The 19,290-nt window shown below is 44.7% G+C and carries 17 protein-coding genes and 1 riboswitch; of the genes, 14 read left to right on the top strand and 3 right to left on the bottom strand.

Annotated features, from left to right (window positions below; all coding sequences use genetic code 11):
* Window positions 1-32 precede the first annotated feature (32 nt).
* On the top strand, window positions 33-365 hold the full coding sequence (locus SLH55_RS02795; protein WP_219167198.1) for a hypothetical protein: 333 nt from the start codon (window positions 33-35) through the stop codon (window positions 363-365).
* Between the two features lie 46 nt (window positions 366-411).
* Here the strand turns inward: SLH55_RS02795 and SLH55_RS02790 are convergent, their stop codons facing one another.
* A complete protein-coding gene (locus SLH55_RS02790; protein WP_320322553.1) occupies window positions 412-1,263 on the bottom strand; it encodes an STAS domain-containing protein in 852 nt (283 codons plus the stop codon).
* 180 nt (window positions 1,264-1,443) lie between these two features.
* Here SLH55_RS02790 and SLH55_RS02785 point away from each other — a divergent pair, with 180 nt between their 5' ends.
* The 5 genes from SLH55_RS02785 (at window position 1,444) to SLH55_RS02765 (ending at window position 9,978) form a co-directional block, all read left to right on the top strand.
* On the top strand, window positions 1,444-3,489 hold the full coding sequence (locus SLH55_RS02785; RefSeq protein WP_320322552.1) for a DUF4179 domain-containing protein: 2,046 nt from the start codon (window positions 1,444-1,446) through the stop codon (window positions 3,487-3,489).
* A 280-nt stretch (window positions 3,490-3,769) separates the two neighbouring features.
* Window positions 3,770-5,677: a PTS mannitol transporter subunit IICBA gene (locus tag SLH55_RS02780; protein ID WP_320322551.1), complete on the top strand. Its 1,908-nt coding sequence runs from the start codon at window positions 3,770-3,772 to the stop codon at window positions 5,675-5,677.
* Window positions 5,678-5,761: 84 nt separating this feature from the next.
* A complete protein-coding gene (locus SLH55_RS02775) occupies window positions 5,762-7,828 on the top strand; it encodes a BglG family transcription antiterminator (RefSeq protein WP_320322550.1) in 2,067 nt (688 codons plus the stop codon).
* Window positions 7,829-7,833: 5 nt separating this feature from the next.
* Window positions 7,834-8,973, top strand: a complete 1,140-nt coding sequence (locus SLH55_RS02770) for a mannitol-1-phosphate 5-dehydrogenase (RefSeq protein WP_320322549.1) — start codon at window positions 7,834-7,836, stop codon at window positions 8,971-8,973.
* 357 nt (window positions 8,974-9,330) lie between these two features.
* Complete coding sequence (locus tag SLH55_RS02765) at window positions 9,331-9,978, top strand: 2OG-Fe(II) oxygenase (protein WP_320322740.1); 648 nt, start codon at window positions 9,331-9,333, stop codon at window positions 9,976-9,978.
* Window positions 9,979-10,021: 43 nt separating this feature from the next.
* Here SLH55_RS02765 and SLH55_RS02760 read toward each other — a convergent pair whose 3' ends face one another.
* Entirely contained in the window at window positions 10,022-10,981 is a 960-nt protein-coding gene (locus tag SLH55_RS02760) for a multidrug resistance efflux transporter family protein (protein ID WP_320322548.1), read from the bottom strand.
* A gap of 92 nt (window positions 10,982-11,073) precedes the next feature.
* On the opposite strand from SLH55_RS02760, the gene SLH55_RS02755 reads away from it, so the two are divergent.
* The 6 genes from SLH55_RS02755 to SLH55_RS02730 all read left to right on the top strand — a co-directional run bounded on the left by SLH55_RS02755 (window position 11,074) and on the right by SLH55_RS02730 (window position 17,604).
* Window positions 11,074-11,664 carry an XRE family transcriptional regulator gene (locus tag SLH55_RS02755; protein ID WP_320322547.1) on the top strand — a complete coding sequence of 197 codons (591 nt, stop codon included), beginning with the start codon at window positions 11,074-11,076 and terminating at the stop codon, window positions 11,662-11,664.
* 349 nt (window positions 11,665-12,013) lie between these two features.
* On the top strand, window positions 12,014-12,553 hold the full coding sequence (locus SLH55_RS02750) for a sigma-70 family RNA polymerase sigma factor (RefSeq protein ID WP_320322546.1): 540 nt from the start codon (window positions 12,014-12,016) through the stop codon (window positions 12,551-12,553).
* The gene (locus tag SLH55_RS02745; protein WP_320322545.1) at window positions 12,534-13,934 is read left to right on the top strand and encodes a DUF4179 domain-containing protein; all 1,401 of its coding nucleotides are present in this window, start codon (window positions 12,534-12,536) and stop codon (window positions 13,932-13,934) included. Before SLH55_RS02750 ends, SLH55_RS02745 begins: the two co-directional genes overlap by 20 nt.
* A gap of 101 nt (window positions 13,935-14,035) precedes the next feature.
* Window positions 14,036-14,212, top strand: a riboswitch (Lysine riboswitch).
* 114 nt (window positions 14,213-14,326) lie between these two features.
* Window positions 14,327-15,613, top strand: a complete 1,287-nt coding sequence (gene lysA, locus SLH55_RS02740; RefSeq protein ID WP_320322544.1) for a diaminopimelate decarboxylase — start codon at window positions 14,327-14,329, stop codon at window positions 15,611-15,613.
* Window positions 15,614-15,721: 108 nt separating this feature from the next.
* Window positions 15,722-16,591, top strand: coding sequence for an ABC transporter permease subunit (locus SLH55_RS02735; RefSeq protein WP_320322543.1), 870 nt, complete (start codon window positions 15,722-15,724; stop codon window positions 16,589-16,591).
* Entirely contained in the window at window positions 16,591-17,604 is a 1,014-nt protein-coding gene (locus SLH55_RS02730; RefSeq protein WP_320322542.1) for an ABC transporter permease subunit, read from the top strand. The genes SLH55_RS02735 and SLH55_RS02730 overlap by 1 nt, the downstream gene beginning before the upstream one ends.
* 121 nt (window positions 17,605-17,725) lie before the next feature.
* Here the strand turns inward: SLH55_RS02730 and SLH55_RS02725 are convergent, their stop codons facing one another.
* Window positions 17,726-18,562: a LysR family transcriptional regulator gene (locus SLH55_RS02725; RefSeq protein ID WP_320322541.1), complete on the bottom strand. Its 837-nt coding sequence runs from the start codon at window positions 18,560-18,562 to the stop codon at window positions 17,726-17,728.
* 32 nt (window positions 18,563-18,594) lie between these two features.
* On the opposite strand from SLH55_RS02725, the gene SLH55_RS02720 reads away from it, so the two are divergent.
* Window positions 18,595-18,936, top strand: coding sequence for a multidrug efflux SMR transporter (locus SLH55_RS02720; RefSeq protein WP_320322540.1), 342 nt, complete (start codon window positions 18,595-18,597; stop codon window positions 18,934-18,936).
* Entirely contained in the window at window positions 18,937-19,245 is a 309-nt protein-coding gene (locus SLH55_RS02715; protein ID WP_320322539.1) for a DMT family transporter, read from the top strand. It begins immediately after the preceding gene.
* The last annotated feature ends 45 nt before the right edge of the window (window positions 19,246-19,290 follow it).

Below are 19,290 nucleotides of genomic sequence, written 5' to 3'. Positions count from 1 at the left end.
ATGTACACTTTCAATGTAAAAGGGGAATTCACTTGAAATTTGAAGAATTGAATCCAGAACTCGTGACACTATGTCAGACAGCCGACCACTTTCATATGGCTGAAACCGTTATCGGCAGTCCCCTGAGAGGCTTGGACATCCTCTCCCTGAAAGGGATCGAGCGCAAGAACGCCCTTCCGACTGATGTGACCAATCTATTGATCATCTACTTCTTCTCAGAGGTGAAGGGAACGGTCTACCACCGTAATGCATTGTCTAAATTATATAATCACTGGGTATCCAATGAGGTGTTTACCTTTACCAAAGCACAACAAATGGTGGAACTGGATATGCAGTCACAGCTGGGTGAAATTGATCGTATATAAAACCGGAAAGAGGTCGGGATCCAAATCGGATCCTGACCTCTTTTGATTATTGACTTGTGCTGATGCTGTATCCAAGCCCCTTCAAAGCTTGAATCAGGGTAGAGTGGATGTTTAGGGTGCCAAGTGGGATGCCAAGCTGAACAGCAGTTTGGGCGATGGCCGGCCGGATTCCCGTGATCACTGGATGGACGCCGATTAATGTGAGAGTATTCATCAATTCAAAGATTTTCTGTGCGACCATGGTGTCAATGACAGGAACGGCTGACAGGTCCACCACCAGATGATGGATTTCTTTTTGTACACATTCCTCGAGGGCATGTTCCATAATATATTTGGCCCGGGTTGTATCGATGTCCCCGACAATGGGAAGGATGGCAATGGTTTCAGACAACGATATGATGGGCGAACTTAACTCATTGATCAATCCCATTTGGTCCTTCAGCCTATTTTCATAATGGGTTTTGTAAGAAAGGACGAACGTCTTGATTACTTCATCAAAGATAGAATGATAGGCTCCAATCAATTCATATTGTTCATCCAGATGGAGATCTCCATGATCCATCAGCCAAGTTTTCATAGATTGGTAATAGAGGGACCTGAACCGCTGGAACTGATCGAGCACTTTATCGATACTTGTTCCATCATTCACCCGATCTTTTGCAATTGCTTCCGACCAATCCAACAATTTTTGGGAAATCCTCTTATCACTCTGGATCAATGCTTCTGTTATACATAGGATGAAACTTCCCGACTCTTTCTTTAGCTTATCCTCTGTCTCTTGTGACCCATTCACATTGAAAATCGAAAAGGGATCGACTTCACGCATATCCAGCCATTCCCGGATGATCTCATCCGACTGCAGACGAACGTAATCCATCAACTTGTCTTTTGTTTTCATTTCCACGCCTCTTTCACATCCTAATAAATGACACTTCAGTAAAAAATTATAGATGAGTCTGAAGAGATCCGTCAATCAGATTTCAGAGATTCAATGTGGAATTTTATAGAAAAGGATTGTGGATTTTTGGGAATTTTGAAATAATTAATAGTAGGTAAATGGTAGGGGGGAGAGACAGCTATGGCAAAAGTAGAAACCAGTACCGTAACGGCCAAAGTGATCAACGACAGGGAACTGGAAACGACCCTTGCCCGTGTTGAAGGGGAGAAGCATTCATTGTATGCTCTGGGTCGGGTGTATCTTCAACATCAACAGGAAATAGAAGATGTATTCTACCGAACAATCATCCGATTGTTGAAGGAATCAAAGAAACGTAAGAAGAACCACTCTACCACATCCATCTTTATCGAGGAATGTCTGGAGATGACAGCGGATGCATCGAGTACGAAAGATGATCAGCCCTTTCACATTTTTCAACAGCTTAAGGGGGCGGATAGAGATGCTGTGGCATTGGTGTATGTAAAAGGATGTTCCAAGGAAGAAGCTGCCAATATCCTTGACATCACGGTTGATGAGGTGGAATCCCGCTTATTCTCAGGTATACGGAAGCTTCGGGGGATAATGGGGTTTGGCACGGGATTTTCAGGCTGTGCCAACTATCAGAAGGATTATCTTGATTACTTAGGGAAATCGATGGAACGCCCTGATAAGGTCGAATTTGAAATACATATTTATCACTGCCCGGAGTGTCAAGAGGACCTTGCCTCGTTCCAGGAAGTGACTCTTGCACTTACCGGATTGGCAGAAGGTGAGCATGCTCCTGGAGTGCTTATGGAAAGAGTGAGATCGAGGCTTAAAGAAAGGGAGGAGCGCAGCCAGAAACGTAAGAAGAAACGGAAATCGATCCTGCTTTCCTTTGCAGGTGTATTCTTCCTCCTCATTATGACAGGATTCGTGACTGGAGGGTTTGCCCGCCTCTATTATTCTTATACGGAAGAGAATGAACAGCTTCGCACCTATCTTCAGGAAGGCATAGGGGAAAGGTTGAACCTGGAGGCGGAGAGCGATGGTGTGAAGATCACGATTAAGAGTGTTGTGGCTGATGATGTGCAGACGCTGGTGTTTTATGAAGTGGAGAATGAGAAGAAAGATGAACGATATATGATGAATGCGTATGAAGGCATATACATCGAAAATGAGCGTGACGTTTTGGATATGGATTCGAATACCCAATATTATTCCCCTCCAATTGATCAGAATGACATACATAATGACGAAGAAAATGTGTATAGAGGAACGATGAGCTTAATGCCGGTTTCCATAGACAAGGGAACCATTAAGCTTAATGTGGCAAGGCTCATGCAAGTGCCAAGCGAACCCGAAGAGGGAATGGCCGGAAGGATGGAGTTGAGATTTGCCGAGGGGGATTGGAGTTTCGAGATTCCATTTGAAAAGCAATCATCCCGGGTCCATCAGCTCGATCAGGTGGTGGAAGTAGGCGGGATTCCTGTCCGTTTGGATCAATTGACGATCGCACCCACCACTACTGTCCTGCAATACAGCATTCAAAATGGTAGGAAGAAAGAACGGATAGACAGAATTAACTTCGACTCCATTTCTGTAGACGGAGAAAAGAAAAAAGCAGATATCTTTGGAGCGAATATGTATGTTGAATCCTATGAGCAACAAGAGTGGAACTCCTTTACTTCAAGCTTTGATACTCTCTATTTTGAAAATCCAGGGGAAGTGACTGTTCATTTCGACTCCATACATCTTACAGTCGACGACCGAAAAACGATCGAATTAGGATCTGTCAACGAACTTCCACAAACCTTTCAGTATCAAGGGAACACCGTTACCATCGATAAAATCCAGGTTGGGAATCCTGCACATGTGGAATTGACCCACGATATAAACAAGGAACGGACATATGAAAATATTCAGTACGGATTCTCTAATTTTAATGAAAGAGCTGATGACAATATCTCCGTCGGTATAAGCGGGGGAGACGGTATGCTGATGGACAAGGAAGGGAACTTCCACAAGCCTGAGGAATTTGTCTTCGATCAAGAGGAACAACCCCGCTATTTTGATACAGAACAGACGATTGAATTTTATAATCAGGCTTCCGACGAAGACATCGTGCCGAAACAGCTTGTCATCGAAGGGTACAGCACTACGAAATACGTAGACGATTCGGCTAATGTGGACCTTGAGAAGGATTAATGGTGAAATCGCCTTGCAATCTCTACGAAGGTGAAATTTCCGATGATGAATTCTATCTCAAAGATCAGCCCAAAAAGATACCGTACAAAGAGAACAGTGACATGCTGTTCTCTTTTTATCGTGCGCTTCATCATTGGAATATCTGTCAGCAACAGAGAAACAATAGGTTTGTCGCCACCAGGGTGACAAAGTTAGTTTTCATCATGATTGAATCCCACATGCTTTAAGGCCTATCATTAACATAAGAAATCATTATCTATTTATGAAAGGGATGAGAGAAGTGGCGCAATCCAATATGAAAGTTGCGGTACAAAAGTTTGGTAACTTCCTCAGTTCTATGGTTCTGCCGAATATCGGTGCATTTATCGCTTGGGGTTTAATTACAGCGTTGTTTATACCAACTGGGTTCTTTCCAAATGAAAGCCTTGCCAAACTGGTAGGGCCGATGGTTACGTACCTATTACCATTATTGATCGGGTATACAGGAGGTAAGCTCGTACACGACCAGCGTGGTGGGGTCGTGGGTGCCATCGCGACAATGGGTGTCATTGTCGGTGCACCGGATACACCGATGTTCTTAGGGGCCATGGTCATGGGACCACTTGGAGCATATGTCATCAAGAAATTCGACGGAATGATCGAAGGGAAAATCAGAGCAGGATTTGAAATGCTTGTGAATAACTTCTCGGCAGGTATCCTAGGTGGAATCCTTGCGATTCTGGCATTTTTAGGTGTCGGGCCTGCAGTGGATGCATTCACTAGTCTACTTGTGGAAGGTGTTGACTGGCTCGTAGCAGCAGGACTGCTTCCTTTAACCAGTATCCTGATCGAACCGGCAAAGATTCTATTTTTAAATAATGCCATTAACCATGGTGTCCTTTCACCAATCGGACTGGAACAGGTTCAACAGGGTGGAAAATCGATTCTTTTCCTATTAGAAGCTAACCCGGGACCAGGTTTCGGTGTACTCCTTGCCTTCATGTTGTTTGGAAGAGGAACAGCGAAACAATCGGCACCAGGAGCAGCCATCATTCATTTCCTAGGTGGGATTCATGAGATTTACTTCCCATATGTACTAATGAAGCCGAAGTTATTCATCTCCGTTATCCTTGGTGGAATGAGTGGGGTCTTTACCCTTGTATTATTAGGCGGCGGACTGGTATCACCAGCATCACCAGGAAGTATCATCGCGATTACAGCGGTTACCCCTCCTGAAGGAATGGCGTATCTGGCAAACTATGCAGCGATCCTTGTGGCAACAGTTGTGTCCTTCATCGTGTCTGCCATCATCTTGAAATCAAGTAAAGCGACAGACGATGATATTGAAGGTGCAACAAAGAAAATGCAGGAAATGAAAGGCAAGAAGAGTTCTGTTGCCGGTCATGTGAGCAATGGAACACTGCCTGAAGAAGTAAACAAAATCGTCTTTGCCTGTGATGCAGGTATGGGCTCAAGTGCCATGGGTGCTTCCCTTCTGCGTAAGAAAGTGAAAGCGGCAAATCTCGATGTCAGTGTGACGAATACATCGATCAGTAATCTTCCATCAGATGCCCAAGTTGTCATCACTCAGGAAGAACTGACGCCTCGTGCGAAAAATAAACTTCCGAATGCGTATCACATCTCTGTGGATAACTTCCTATCCAGTCCTGAGTACGACAAGCTGATTGCGAGTCTTCAAGACGGAATCACGGATGAACAGGCAGAGGTTGTGGAAGAAGCAGAAGAGGAAGCCGTTAACGCTGAACCGAATGCAGATCACGAAGATGACCTTCTACTTGAAGAGAACATCTTCATGAATCAGTCATTCTCCACAAAAGAAGAGGCAATCCGTTTTGCCGGAGAAGCTCTTGTCAAAGCAGGATACGTGGAAGAAAGCTATGTAGATGCTATGATTGACAGAGAAGGAATCACATCTACGTATATGGGCAATAATGTAGCCATTCCACACGGTACGGAAGACGCGAAGAAAGCCGTCATCAAATCCGGTTTCACGGTCGTTCAAGTTCCGGACGGTGTAGACTTCAACGGTGAAAAGGCGAAGATGATCTTCGGTATTGCCGGTAAGGATGGAACACATCTTGAAATCCTTTCAGGTATCGCCGTTGTCTGCTCCGAGCAGGAAAACGTCGACCATATGGTTCAGGCGAAAACGGCCAAAGAACTGAAAGACATCATCAACAGCAACTAGAACAATACTTCAGAAAGGCGGGATCCCTGCCTTTCTGTTCTACTTTGTATAAATAAAAGTTATGTAAGGGAAAGAGGGGAAAGGATGTTTATTACTTCAAGAGAAAAATCCATTATTGAATTGATTGTAAAAACATCGGGAAAGCACACCGTATACTCTCTTTCCTCATTTTTGAATGTGAGCGGCAGGACCGTTCAGCGTAATCTGAAATCCATTGAAAGCATATTAAAGGAATATCATTTAGAACTGAAGCGGACGGCCAATGAAGGGCTGTTCATTGACGGAAAGAATGAACATATTTATAGGTTAATCCAGAACCTGGCGGAAGTGAGTCCAACAGACGAAACACCCGAGGAGCGAAAGTTGAATCTCTTGATCATTCTCCTTCATGAAGGACCTTCGTTTAAAAAACAGGTACTGGCAAACCAGCTGGGAATCAGTGTTACCACTCTCACTTCTTATTTGGATGAGCTTGCCGATTGGCTGCAGAAATACGGTATCATCCTCACACGGAAGAGGGGAGTCGGAGTGGAGATCGAAGCGGATGAGGCGGATAAACGACATGCTTTGGCCAGCTTCTTCCTTGTTTATTTTTATGAAGATATCATCGAGACTCTGTATGGGATGCAAACGGGGAATCAACCTGATGAACAGGTGCTCGGGTATTTCAATCCGGATTATCTAATCGCAGTCGACCAGGTGGCCAGTCACTATCTGGCCCTCGAGCAGACCACGCTCACGGACAGTGATTATATCGGGCTTGTCGTATATACCTGCCTGTCCTTCCAAAGAACGGAAGCAGGCTACAGGCTTCTGTCGTATGATTCTTTGGAGAATCATGAAGCCAATGAATACAAGTTGATGGACTCGATTTGCACGGAGCTGAAGGAAAGACTGTCGGTTCAGATATTCAGTAGCGACGTCCAATTTTTGACGGTCATTCTGAAAGGCTCCAAGGTGCAGGACCCAGATGCCGTATATTATGACAGCATCCTCCTTGGTCATCTCATCAAGAATGTCATCAGAGATGTATCGGAGGATCTCCATGTGGATCTGTCCGATGACTTTTCTCTGTTCCAGGGCCTGCTTGCCCATATGGGACCGTCCATCTTCCGCTTGCAGCAGGAGCTGGATCTGTTCAATCCATTAACGGATGAGATTAAGAAAAAGTATCCCGTCTTATTTTTAGCTGTGAAAAAGAGTCTGGAAAAAGAATTCAAGGATATTTCGTTTCCCGATGATGAAGTTGCATTCATCGTTCTGCATTTCGGTTCGGCCATGCTCATGAATGAAGAAAAGGTCCATATCCAGGCCGTTGTCGTCTGTCCGACGGGAATCGGGACGTCCAAGATGCTCGCAAGCCGGATCCAGCGGGAGCTGACCATGATCAACAAGGTTGAAATCCTGTCGATCAAGGACTTTCAGACGGCGGATCTGGATGAGTATGATATTGTCATCTCAACTGTCAGGCTTCCATTTACGGAAGTGGAGTATATCCTTGTCAGTCCGTTATTAAGTGAAAAGGACATCGGTTTCATCCAAAGCTATCTGCAGAGCAATGTAGAAAAGCTGACGAGGAAGAAATACTTGAAACCTACACAGAAGCAATCGGGAACCGAAGTCAGGGTACTCCTTCAGGAAATCAAGGACGTTCACGCTAGCATGGAAGCCATTCTCACCAATTTCAAGGTGCATCGGAAGCACTCAGCAGGTACTCATGTCAAGATCCTCACTGAAATGGTGGAAGAGGCTGAACGGGATGGCCTCCTTCAACATACTAAAGAAGTTGTGCACAAGCTGATGGAAAGGGAAGAAAAGGGCGGACTTGGAATTCCGAACACGAATATGGGTCTCTTCCATTGTCGGGATGACAAGGTGAAGAAACTGATCTTCCAAGTGGCCCATCTTGATGAACCTTGTAAGATCAAAGGCATGGACGGTGAGGAAATGGAGATGAAAAGCCTCCTCCTCATGCTCGCCCCTGAAGAATTGAGCAGGCGGGAACAGGAAATCCTGAGCCTGATCTCGACAAGCTTAATCGAAGATCACCGGTCGATGATGATCTATTCGTCCACGAACGAAGCGGTCATTTTAAAGAAATTAGAAGAAATTTTTCTGGACTACTTACAAACTAATTTGATAAAGGAATGATGATGGTGAAACAAACCGTACATTTTGGAGCAGGAAACATAGGCAGAGGGTTTATCGGAGCATTATTCTCACAATCAGGTTACCACGTGACCTTCGTGGACATCGCCGAGCAGGTGATCAACAAGCTGAATGAAGAAGGACGCTACGAGGTGAAACTTGCAACGGAAACGAAGGAAACGGAAACAATCGAACATGTATCAGGTCTCAACAACCTTCATCAGGAAGAGGAAGTCATTGAGACGATCGGACAATCCACCTATCTGACGACTGCGATCGGACCGAATATCCTCCCACGGATCGCTCCCCTGATCGCCAAAGGGATTGAAAAACGCGTGGCATCTTCGGATGAACCGTTATACGTAATCGCATGTGAAAATCAGATCGGCGCAACGGATATTTTGAAAAAACATATTATGGACAATCTTAAACAAGAAACGATAGGTCAACTTGAAGGGAAAGTCTACTTCTTCAATTCAGCCGTCGACCGCATTGTGCCGATGCAGGATCAAGGTTCATTGGACGTTCTCGTTGAACCGTACTATGAGTGGGTGGTAGAGACGACGGAAGATATCCCTCATGTTCAAGGAATGACGATTGTCGAAGACCTTGCACCGTTCATTGAGCGTAAGCTGTTCACGGTGAATACAGGTCATGCGGTCATTGCCTACCTCGGTTATTTAGGAGGGAAATCAACGATTGACCAGACATTAGCCGATGAGAACATCGCTGCTCAAGTGAAGGAAACCTTGAAAGAAACAGGGGCTTATCTTGTGAAGCAATATGGTCTTGATGAGAAAGAACATCTGGCTTATATTGAGAAAAACATCGGTCGGTTCAAAAATGCGTACCTGAACGATGATGTGACTCGTGTCGGCCGTGCGCCGATCCGTAAGCTTGGTCCGGATGACCGTTTGATCCGCCCGACGACTGAAGCTCAAAAAGTGGGACTTTCTTATTCATATCTTGCTAAAGCGATTGCCGCAGCCCTGTTGTTCGACAATCCGGAAGACGAGCAGGCTATGGAAATCCAGGGCATGATCAAGGAAAACGGACCTGCATATGTGTTGAAAGAAGTGAGTGGCCTTCCTGTGGATAGTGAAATCGTGAAGGAAGTATTGGATCAGTACGAAGGATTGAAGAAATAATATGGTGGACTGCCGAGTGGGATTCGGCAGTCTTTTTTTATGGAGAAACATACGTGTCCTTTCTGTGACACCTCCGAAAAGCACGCCAATCCTACAGTTATCGCGGGTCCCGTCAACTCCCTTATTTTTCATCATGAAAATGTGAAAATAAAGATAGAATTCCCCACATCCCGGGTGTAAAATAGGTAAAAATAGATTCTCATATTTTGACATGCAGGAGGACACAACCGAATAAAATCTACAGTTATGCCGATTGTTGCTATCGTTTTTTCTAGTTTGGAAGAGTGCATGGATGCTTCCACCAATAAAAGAATTCAGAATGTTAAAAATACGATAAGAGGTTGATGAAAGTTGGCAATGGATACTACTGAAATAGCTGTAAAGGAACAAACGATTTTCCACCATACAGGGAATAAGATCAAGACGGAAGACAGGGAGATCCAGATCATCGCAAAAATGGAAGAGCCACTGGTTGTCGTGCTTGGCAATGTGCTGAGCCATGAAGAATGCGATGAACTCATTCAATTGTCTATGGACCGGGTCGAGCGTTCGAAAATTGGAAATACACGTACAGTCGATGGATTGAGAACGAGCAGCTCTGTTTTTCTGGAAGAAAGTCACGATGTTGTGACACGCGTTGAAAAGCGAGTCTCTCAAATTATGAATATACCTGTCGAGCACGGGGAAGGCTTGCAGATCCTGAACTATAAACCAGGTCAGGAATACAAGGCCCACTTCGATTTCTTCTCGGCATCGGCAAGACCGGTGAAGAACCCGAGGATCAGCACCCTCGTCATGTACTTGAACGACGTAGAGGAAGGCGGAGAAACGTATTTCCCGAAACTCGGTCTGTCCGTCTCCCCGCAAAAAGGGATGGCCGTTTACTTTGAATATTTCTATGATAATCAGGAACTGAACGAGTTGACGCTGCATGGCGGAGCACCGGTTGTCATCGGGGATAAATGGGCTGCGACTCAGTGGATGAGAAGGCAGGTATTTAAATAAGTGAAAAAGGAGGAGTGTCCCAGAGGTGGGGTGCTCCTCCTTTTTAGCTTGCCGATTTTACTTTGTTCATCAAGCTGGTATTCATCCGTTTCACATTTAGGGTATGAAGGATCATCCCTGTGATGATCAGGAGAATGCCAAGCAGGGCGGACCCTGATGGAAAAGGAACAGAAAGGATCGAAGCTTCTCCGATGATGACGAACAGAATCTGGGTGGATTGAGTTGCTTCCACTGCTGCAAGCTTCCCAGGATGCTGTCTCGCCATGTTCGTCGCAAGAAAAAAGAGCGAGGTCGCAATCACGCCGGAGCAAATGGCCACGATAAAGGACTGTGTCACTTGAGACGAATCGGGTGCGCCCGTTTTGAAAAGGGCAAAGCATCCGAGGATCAGCCAGAACGGGGTAGTGGCAATGGTCATGCCCAATACCCGTTGAAACGTATCCAGCCTGCCGCCGCAAACCTCCATCATTTTACGGTTGCCGAGGGGGTAAGCGAACGCTGCGATGATGACAGGAAAGATCCCCGTGAGCATTTCTGTAAGAGACGAGTCGTAAGCATTCTGAAGTTGGATGAACAACACGCCGATAAGAATGATCGAAGAAATGGCGAGAGCCTTTCTTTGAATGGATTGCCTCTTTTTGTTCGGCCCCGTTGTGTAAAAGAGGGGAGCGAGAAGGATCCCCGCCACGATCGTAAATTGCCACGTCCCGGCTACGAGCCAACCCGGTCCGTAAGCAGCCGCATAGGTAAGAGGACCATAAAAAAGAACAAAACCAACAAAGCTCCACATCAGCCATTCAATCGGCTTCTTCTTCATCTCAATCCACACTTGATTTATATTCTTCCTAAAACCTACAATAAGGAAAAGGAAGGGAATCATGAATAGAAATCTCAGAGAGGAACTCCACATCCAGCTTCCCCCGGCCAGTTCCATGGAGCGGTTCAGGATAAAAGTGACAGCAAAAAACATCGATGAAATGATACCTAGAGTCAGTTCTTTCATGAGAAGCACTCCTTTCTGTTGAATATACTATATTTTATTTTATATATATTATAATATACTTTAAATCGTGTTTTATAGAAAGAGGTAGAAAGATGAACAATGATGGTTTATCGTGGCAGGACCCTGAAAAATTAGCGCAGCATGTTGGATTGACATTAAGGAATATACGCAAAGATCGTGGTCTTCATTTACAGGATCTGGCCGCGATCACTGGTGTCAGCACCTTGACTCTTGGAAAGATTGAAAGAGGGGAGGCCAATCCTTCTTTAACGATCATCTGGAAGATTGCGAACGGCCTATCGATTCCGATTTCTGCTCTGCTTGTGGAGAAACAAGAAGTACAGATTTCAAGGGTGAATGAAGGAAGCAAAGTAATCAGTGCCAATGACGCACTGACCCTTGAGCCCATGTTCACTTCCTCTGGATATAGCTCATTAGAAACACATCGTGCGTTTTTGAAGCCTGAAAGTGAATACTGTGCCGATGCACATCAGCCTGGTGTGATTGAGTTTGTCACGGTCATGGAAGGGAGTGTTTGTGTGAAGGTGCAGGAGGAACGATTCGAGCTTGGTCAATACGATTCGATTAAGTTCCATAGTGATAAGGAACACAGTTATATCAATAAAGGTGATACGGAAGCGGTGCTCCATTTTGTGATGATCTATACAGGACGGGTAGATTGAAGCTTATCGATTGGCGATAAGCTTCTTTTTTAGAGGAAGATGATGAATATTTTAGAGGAAGATGATGAATATTGTTTTTACATGTTTTATTTTAGTAGCATTTGGTACCAGGATTCCTTGCACTTTTAAGGAATTGCGTCATTTTTCATGGGTGATTGCGTCATTTTTCAAATAATTGCGTCATTTATGCCTGGGATTGCGTCATTTTAACGATAATCGCGTCATTTTCCCCCTTGATTGCGTCTCTTTGAAAAAAATGTAATTTCCTCATACGGCCACCCCACTCCAAAAATTCTCTTGAAACTTTTCCCACCCCACCCGACTCTAATGAATGACAGGAGGTTAACCAATGGATGTAAAACTCGTGAAAAAAGCCATCAAAGGGAATGAACAAGCATTCGAAAAGCTGATCCACGCAGAAAGCGAGAAGCTTTACCGGACGGCATTCCTATATGTAAGAAATAAAGAGGATGCACTCGATGTGGTGCAGGAGACGGTTTGTAAAGCCTTCACTTCCATATCCCGGTTGAAGAATCCGGAGTACTTCAGCACCTGGCTCATCAAGATTCTGATTCATACAGCGTACGCCACGCTGAAGAAGAAAAAGAGAATCGTCCTTACGGGTGATGAATTTCTCGACAGTGCCATCACTTCAGCTGAAGAATCGGATATAGAAGGCCGGATCGATCTGGTTACAGCAGTGGCGTCCTTGAACAATCACTACCAAACCGTCATTATCTTATTCTATTTCCAGGGGCAGTCCATTAAGACCATTTCGGAAACAATGGGTACGCCGGAGGGCACGGTAAAGACGTACCTTCGCCGGGCAAAATTAGAGCTGAAAAAACTGTTGGAAGGAGTGAATCAGGTTGGACAGAAAATGGTTTGAGGAAGAATTGGATAAGATCGAAGTGCCGAAAGACGACCTGTACAGGTCCATTTCTACAGGTATTCAAAAAGGCAGGAAGCATAAGGTACGTAGAAAAAGGCTCAAGGTGAGTGCCGGCATGACCACAGCTGCTGCCTCTATGATTCTCGTCTCTGGATTTCTCTTCTCCCCGGTGAATAATGCATTAGCCAAGCTTCCGGTACTTGGTGGGATCTATGAAAAAGTCGGATCCGGAGTCGGGAAAGAACTTTATTCAAGTGATAAAGTCACCGAGGTCAACCAGGCAGCCACTTCCAATGGTGTTGATATCACGATCACAAGCACCTATTACGATGGGAACGTTATTGGGGTCACGTTTAAGGCGAAGGGAGATGACCTTTCCATCGAACATATGGATGAAGGCAATCGTCCCGTGAGTGGTTACAGCTATCATCTTTTTGATGGGAAAGATCAGAATCAATGGGGTGCAGGAAGCTCGGGTCTGAAAAAAGAGGGAGAAGAATTCATAGGTTCCATCGAATTTTATAAGGATGGAAAAGAACTGCCGGAGGACTTCACCCTTCCATTGACGTTCACCCATATGGCCGATGTGAACGGCACATGGTCCTTTGATGTACCAGTGAAGAGGATTCCTTCCGAAACCATTCAAACAGATGCAAGGACAGTATCACCGGATGGGGAATTTGAGCTGCAGATGACTTCTGTTACGAAAGGAAAAGCGACGACGATACTGGAATATACGTATACGGTAGAGTCCGAGAAGGATAGCTTAGATCTGATCGTGTTTGATGACCTTGGGAACAGGTTGTCGAAGTCGAGTGCGGAGGTACTTCAAACCAAAGAAGTCCATGGGAAAGTAGAAAAGACGGTAAGGGAGCTCTTTACGAGTAAACTCAATGATAAGGCCCATTCGCTGAAAGTACAGGCAGACATGAAGCGAGTGGATGATGATGCCCTCCACTCATTGAAATCAACCATTCCATTTCACATAAAGAGTCCACGTTTCGGTTATCAAATCACAGTAGAAGATATCCAAAACACTAAGGGGAAGGTGACAGTCAATTTCACCATAGACGATATCAAAGAAAAACAATTTCGATATGACATTCTAGAGAATATTGCTCAATTCGTTCAGATGATACCATCTAGCGATATTCACAGAGATGACAAAGATGAACTAGACTATAATAAGATGTTGAATCATATGATCAGAAGTACTGAAACGAAAACAATTGATAAGGCTGCTCTCCGTTATCAAATCACTTTTGACTTACATAAGGATGCCGATCTGGATGACTATTCATTAATCGTTCCATTCGAAAGCTTAAGCCGAAACGATAAGCCGATTGAAATGGCGCCCTTCGAAATTAAATTGAAGTAAACTGAATCCCTGGATACAATTCCAGGGAGTTTCTACTAAAACCAATTGACAACCATTTCAACAGAATGATATAGTTATGCCAATCAAATAAACAGTCACTCTCTGATAATAGAGGCGCGAGTATGAAGAGTACCTTCTTTGAGAATATTGGATTCCGGGATAAGTAGGGAAAGGCAGATCGCCGAAGCAGAAAATAGCCAATTCTATTTTTTGTTGGGCCAGCATTGAAGAAATGTTGGACTGTCACAATGCAAAGGTTGTGGAGCACTATTGAAGAGATGTTAATACAGAGTCTTCATCATGTTTCCGTTAACTTTGGTGAAAAACCGTATGAGCATCTGCTTCATACGGTTTTTTTGTGTTTTTTTAGAGAGTCTAAAGGAGTAAAGGATATGAGTACAGTTGATGTGAATGTTCAAGGTGATTTAACCATCGGTGGGATGGGTACAGGTGAGCTGGTCGAAAGATACGGCACGCCGTTGATGGTGTACGATGAAGGGATGATCCGCGGGAATGCCAAGTTGTTTCGGGATGCGTTCAATGAAAGTGGTATGAAATATCAAGTTGCCTATGCGAGTAAAGCGTTCCTTTGTAAAGAGATGGTGCGACTTGCAGCACAGGAAAATCTTTCACTGGACGTCGTGTCTGGCGGGGAATTGTATACGGCCCTTGAGGCGGGATTCCCTGCTGACCGGATTCATTTCCATGGGAACAACAAATCCGAAGAAGAGCTCCTTATGGCTCTTGAAGCGGAAATCGGCTGCTTTGTTGTCGACAGTTTCCTTGAGCTTGAATTGCTGCATGACCTTGCAAAAGAGCGTGAACAGCAGGTTCAAATCCTGATCAGGGTCACCCCAGGAGTGGAAGCCCATACCCATGAGTACATCACAACAGGACAGGAAGATTCGAAATTCGGATTCAGCATTTCGAATGGACAGGCAAGTACAGCGATTCAACTAGCCATGAGAAAACCGTACTTCACCTTACTTGGGCTTCACTCTCATATCGGATCCCAAATTTTCGAACAGGATGGATTCGATCAGGCGATTAAGGTACTTGCTGATTTCATGCAGCGGATGCGCATCGAATTCGATATGACGATGCCGGTGTTGAATATTGGTGGAGGGTTTGGTGTCCGCTATACGGAAGAAGATCGCCCACTGCCGATTCCGACGTATGTAAAGGGCATTACGGATAGTGTGAAAACGTACTTTTCGAAGAATGAATATCCACTTCCGGAAGTTTGGGTGGAGCCGGGCCGAAGCATAGTGGCTGAGGCAGGTACGACGTTGTACAAAGTGGGATCAAAGAAAATCATTCCAGACGTGCGGACATATGTGGCGATTGACGGAGGGATGACGGACAATATCAGACCTGCACTGTATCAGGCAAAGTATCATGCGATGCTAGCCAACCGTCCTAATGAGGAATGCACGGAGCTTGTGAGCATTGCCGGGAAGTGCTGCGAGTCAGGGGACATGCTGATCTGGGATTTGATGCTCCCACCGACGAATTACGGGGATATTCTGGCAGTGTTCAGTACTGGTGCTTATGGGTATTCCATGGCGAGTAATTATAACCGGATCCCAAGGCCGGCTGTCGTGTTTGTGAAAGACGGTGAATCCCGTGTCGTGATCGAGCGGGAGACATACGCGGATCTTGTACGGAAAGACCGATAGGCAATGGAGAGTGGAATCCTTAGGGTTCCACTTTTTTATATGGGATTTTATGGTTTATTATGGTAATCTGGTAGAAATATGTTTTCTATTTCTTGGGAGGATCAATCTATGTATCTCGAATCTATCGGTTCAATGGTGTTGAAATTTCTCTTCGTTCTGGTCGGCATCATCCTGTTGACCGGCCTCATCGGGCTGTTCAATGAGGGAGTGGATCTTAGCTTGAAGCAATATCTGATGAACCTTAAGGATATTACAAGCTCTCTGCTTCATTCAAATGCAATGACGATCACCAATGAAGTGAACAACTCGTATCCGATGTTCCCTGCTTTCTGGGAACCATATTTCTATTCAGTTTCCATCTTCATCTCTGCTATTCTACTATCTGTTGTCATGGGTATCCTCCTTGCATACCTCACACATTTACTGCCGAGTGCCTGGTCGAAGTTCATCACCCGGGCCACCAACCTGCTGGAGTCCACACCCGATATCTTCATTTTGATCGTCATTCAATACAGCGTCATTTTGGTGTTGAAAGAGACGGGGATTTTATTGTTTCCCATCGTCGGATCACAGGAGAAGGTGTATCTGATCCCTGTCCTGACATTGTCCATCTTACCGACGATCATGTTGTTCAGAATTACCTATCTGCTGGTGAACGATGAGTACGGCAAGCCCTATGTAGATCTGATCAGAGGAAAGGGAATGTCCAGGCATTTCATTTTCTTTGTCCATATCCTGCGGAATATCACGTTCAGTTTATTGAATCACTCCAAGTCCATCATTCTCTTTCTCTTGTCATCTCTTATCGTATTTGAGAGATTGTTCAATATCTATGGGATCACTCATTTTATCCTGTCATTTTCCCAAATGGATGTGATTTGTTTTAGTCTGATTATGTTCTATGTGCCGGTATTCCTGCTGCTCATCCTGATCCGGCTAATCATTGTTAAAAAAACCGGACAAAGGGTGGTCATATGATGCTGAAGAAATTAATGAAAAATCCGGCCTTTTTAACAGGTTTTCTTTTTCTGTTTGGTATGTTTGCTGTAAGTTTGATTTATTACGTGGTATGGGGAAATGAAGTGCCAAAACTCGACCTTTTGAAAAATGAAGAGGGGGATTTTCTTAGCCCTCCATACTCCCCGTTAGAGTATCCCCCGCTTGGGACGGATAATTTTAACCGGAATGTCCTTCTCCTTATCATCGTTGGTGCGAAATATACGATAGGCGCGGCTCTTGTCATCATGTTATGCAGAGTGCTGCCTTCGGTTGTCCTTGGACTGGTGGTTCATTTTTATTTCAAGCCGTTCAGGAAAATCATCGATAACATAGTGGATGCCGCCAATTATTTTCCTCCCACTTTACTATCGTTCTTATTATTGAATTGGATGCTGCTTGAGGGGCCTTTATACAATCCCGATCATTTCCCCTATGACTTTTCAGATAAAACGATTTTTTACCTGGTCATTCTCATCGGCATCTCGATCCCGAGTTTGACCCTGTTATTTTCAAACGAATATGACAAGATCATGAAAGAAGAATTCATCGATAGCTCCAAAGTGTTGGGGGCTACAAAGCGCCATTATATTCTGAATCATATCAGGCCTTTCATTCTGCCCCAGATCCTTCTTGTATCGATCCGTGAATTCATGATTATCATGTTGTTGATTGCGCATCTTGGGGTGTTGAAGATTTTTATCGGTGGTGCTGTGATTGATGAGGACATTTTTCAAAACGCGGTGCTTGTGTCACTTTCTTACGAATGGTCGGGCCTTCTTGGAGGGTGGTGGCAATATCTGTGGACCACCTATCCGTGGATCTCCTTCATTCCAGTAGTGTTCTTCACGTTGACGATTCTGTCTGCGAAGCTGATGCTGATCGGTGCGACACGTGTCCTGGAATCGGTGGGGCAGGATAAGCGGGAGACTCATAAAGATGAGGTTCATACTTTTGAAGGAAAAGAATCATTTGATTTCGTGCATAGGGCTTGATGATAGGGTAAAGAAGCTGCTTCGGAGTATCCGGGGCAGCTTTTTTGGATGGAGGTATAACGTTTGATTATACCTCCATTCCTTTTTGGTCATATGCAGGAACGGCATCGCCCCTTACACTTTACTTATGAAAAATTTGTTTCAGGACGTCCAGAGTATGCTGGTCCCGGGTGAATAAATACATTTCCCTTTTCAAGGGGGTGTTTTGCAGGGGGATGAATACGACCCCTTTGTAATCGACTTTCTTGACCATGATGGACGGAAGGTAGGATACACCCTGGTTCTGTGCGACATACCCGATGAGTGCATGGTAAGGAAGTTCTTTGATAACAGGAGGAGTGACTCCATGCTGCGTCATCAGTGCCCTTATTTTCTTACTGAGAGGGGTCGTGGCATCAGGCAGTAATTGTGTATAAGGGAAACAGTCCTGTATCTCAATGGTTTCACGTATGGCAAGCCGATGGGTGACGGGTACGGCCGCATAGAATTCATCACTGAATAAATGGCTGCTGAAGCATCCTTTTTGATTAGGGTGGTCCTGGATGATGGCCGCATCAATATCACCTTTTTCTAATAAAGGAAGAAGGTCGATTGTGTCATCCCGTATCATTGTCAAATGAATTTGAAAGGGATCGATCCCTTCAATATAGTCCGGAAAGAAATAAGAAGCCAGCAAGGGGTCACTTCCCATGCGGATTACGCTATTCGTGGTGTATTTCTCCATTACCAGGTGCAGCTGACTAAGGATTGGTTCAAGCTCCTCTTGCAGATCTTTGCCCTTATTGGTCAGGGTCATTCCACTGGCCGAGCGGATGAAAAGGGGAAAGCCCATCGTGTCTTCGAGCTTCTTCATTTGTTTACTCAATGCTGGTTGGGATATGAAAAGGGATTGGGCAGCCCTTGATAGGCTTTTCTCCCTGGCTACCGCCATGAAATATTCAAATCGTTGAAGGTTCATCGTGATCACGTCCAATTCAAGGAGGGGTATATATGCTGAAATATTATCTTTTATTAAGTTTAGCGATTATTCTCGAGGTAATCGGAGCCTCATTTATGAAGCTTTCCGATGGGTTCAGCGAGCCCGTTTCTACGTTGATTGTATTATTTTCCTATAGTGTAGCACTTGGGAGCTATATATGGCTAACGAAGGAGCATGAGATCGGGATTGTCAATGCACTATGGGCAGGTGGAGGGACGGTATTAGTATCGGTCATGGGACTATTCCTCTTTCAAGAATCCCTTTCTGCACTTAAACTATTCGGGCTCTTATGCATCATTGCAGGAGTCATTGGGCTGAACCTGCCTGAACAAAAGAAGGAGGTGGAAGCATAAATGGGAACCCTATTCCTCCTCATCAGTCTGCTCTTCGCAGTGGCGGGAAATACATCCGTTAAATTATCCAAAGGTTTTCAGAAAAGGATGGCGAGTATCGCCTCATTCCTTCTTTATGGGGTTTGTTTATATTTCTTGACTTTGAGTGTTCGATACATGGCTATAAGCATTGCCTATGCGATTTGGTCAGGTGTGACCATTGCTTCAACCACATTGATCGGAGTTCTATTTTTTCAAGAAAAGATAAGTAAAGGAAAAATAGGATCGATTGTATTGATTATCGTTGGGGTTATCATAGTAAAGCTGTGACAGTCATCACGGGTTATATGGGATCCTATGTCCCGTGCGATTCGA

Origin of the sequence: Rossellomorea sp. YZS02, assembly GCF_033963925.1 — a bacterium.
Lineage (GTDB): Bacteria > Bacillota > Bacilli > Bacillales > Bacillaceae_B > Rossellomorea.
Note: the sequence above shows the minus strand (reverse complement) of the source record. Positions and strands in the feature narration are given on the sequence as shown.